Source organism: Paenarthrobacter sp. NPDC058040 (assembly GCF_042885775.1).
In the GTDB taxonomy this organism is placed as follows: domain Bacteria; phylum Actinomycetota; class Actinomycetes; order Actinomycetales; family Micrococcaceae; genus Arthrobacter.
Window position 1 is genome coordinate 1 of sequence record NZ_JBHVRN010000042.1, and the last position, 1,969, is coordinate 1,969.

Consider the following 1,969-nt stretch of genomic DNA (forward strand, 5'->3'; position numbering starts at 1 on the left):
AACGGCTCCATAAAGAGGAACCGTTTTGCTTCAAAAATCACGTTTTGTGTTAAACTGGAGAAACGAAATTGTGTTTTCAAAATTGTCATTTTCGACATGATAACTTTTCTCGTAGTGTGGTTTTGCCGAACCCACTACTTTTTTTATGTCTCCGAACTTCATTTCTTCCCGTTCCGGCTTAACAATCCCTTTTGATTTTCGATACATATTCATTCCGGAAGGATACATGTGCAGCCGTCCGCCTTTTAAAAATTTCTTTTCCCGACCTTCTACGATCTTTGTTTGCACCTCACAGCCCTCTGAAGCCACTTTTAAGGCTGTTTCCCTGTCTTGGACATCTTCTAGGTCTATATCAGTCAAATAAGCGCTCAAATAGGCTCCTATGTTGTCTATATCCTTTAATGACTTGATTGTTACAAATCCTAAACCCCATAGACTCCTTAATTCAGCATTTTTAATATAAATCTTATCCAAATCATTAAAGCGCATTAAAACATGACAATGCCAGGCTCCACGTCCTTGTGGCTCTACCACCGATAAATAATCTATCGAACTTTCTTTCTTGTATTTATAACGCAACCTGTCGATAAAATTTTGAAAATCACTATAAAGTTTTTTCGTGTCCGTCATATTTTTCTTGTATGTCAAAGTTATATGTAATTCATTTGGCCGTCCTATAAAATTGTTATTTATCAAATAACGCAGCTTCTTAAAGGTTTGTCTCAAAGAATTATAATTTTCCTGCCGATTTTCCGAATGCTCGAACTCCCGGATCTCCCCAGTAGAGAGGTCTACAAACCTATCCTTGTCCAATTTTTTGATATTATTTTTCCGGTTCATCTTCTCCATATGCTGAACTTCAATGACGTGATTCATAGTGGTCACTTTTACAACATCATTTGGAGCTATGAAAACCGCGTCACCATTGCGTTTATCCATCCATTTCCCCTCAATTTTTCCTGTAATGTTTAATTAAAATCAAGTTAATAATAAAGAACCCCAAATCCGAAGTCAGTTTTTCAACAAAAATTAGCGTCCTTTTCCCAAATAGTCCCTATACAATTCCTTAATAGCAAACTCAATTACAGCATCTTTTGAAACTCTTCCAAATTCATTGTGTTTTGTAAAATGTTCGGCTAATAACTCTAGCTTTTTAAATGTTTCAACAGTAATTCGAGGTCCAATTTGTTTTTTCTCTTCCATCCAAACACACTCCTAACAAGTTGTTAACATAATTCTAACATTGGAAATAATAGAATTCAAGAACAGAAAAAAGAAGCACACTCGGAATGATATTTCGTTTCCTTTTGATTCCGAGCCTCCACCCCTTACAATCCCCAAAGGCAACCGACAAGGGAAAATTCGTCCCTTATCGGCACCTCCGGAAATTGTACAGCAAGGGGTCACTCCCAATAAAAAGACTACGACATATAAAACAGGTTTAGCTTCAGAGAAAAAGAGCATAAGGAAACTCGGTGCCACCCTAAAAAAAAGGGTGTCAAACAGGCTGTGCCTGTTGAGTTTCTATGCTCTTAGAACAGGTGCCGTTTTTGAAGCCAAAGATATAGCATAGATACCCCATAGATATAGCAGGGATATACCAAAATATCTCTAGAGATACGGGTATCTATGCTATATCTCTCTACAAGATTCCTCCACACGCTTGACGGAAATGCTTCAGCATTTTAGCACTCACTCGACAGAGTGTATAAGTGCGCCATTCGGAATTTCAAAGCTTCAAATTTCACAGAGAGTGCCCATTTATACACACCCCCTAAATCGTGGTGTGACAATGGGTTCTCGCCGGCTCGAAATCGGTTTGTCATTCTGACAAATAACCCTTCGGGAAATAAAAAAAACGGCTCCATAAAGAGGAACCGTTTTGCTTCAAAAATCACGTTTTGTGTTATACTGGAGAAACGAAATTGTGTTTTCAAAATTGTCATTTTCGTCATGATAAGTTTTCTCG

The 1,969-nt window shown here is 37.7% G+C and carries 2 protein-coding genes; both read right to left on the bottom strand.

The window, feature by feature from the left end:
* Positions 1–30: 30 nt before the first annotated feature.
* Positions 31–939, bottom strand: coding sequence for a hypothetical protein (locus ACFVSJ_RS24370; protein ID WP_387439697.1), 909 nt, complete (start codon positions 937–939; stop codon positions 31–33).
* A gap of 90 nt (positions 940–1,029) precedes the next feature.
* A complete protein-coding gene (locus ACFVSJ_RS24375; RefSeq protein WP_375839303.1) occupies positions 1,030–1,203 on the bottom strand; it encodes a hypothetical protein in 174 nt (57 codons plus the stop codon).
* Positions 1,204–1,969: the final 766 nt, after the last annotated feature.

Bases quoted from the DNA above. Each gene is read 5' to 3' on its own strand.
- ACFVSJ_RS24370 (WP_387439697.1), bottom strand. From the start codon at position 939: ATGGATAAACGCAATGGTGACGCGGTTTTCATAGCTCCAAATGATGTT.
- ACFVSJ_RS24375 (WP_375839303.1), bottom strand. From the start codon at position 1,203: ATGGAAGAGAAAAAACAAATTGGACCTCGAATTACTGTTGAAACATTT.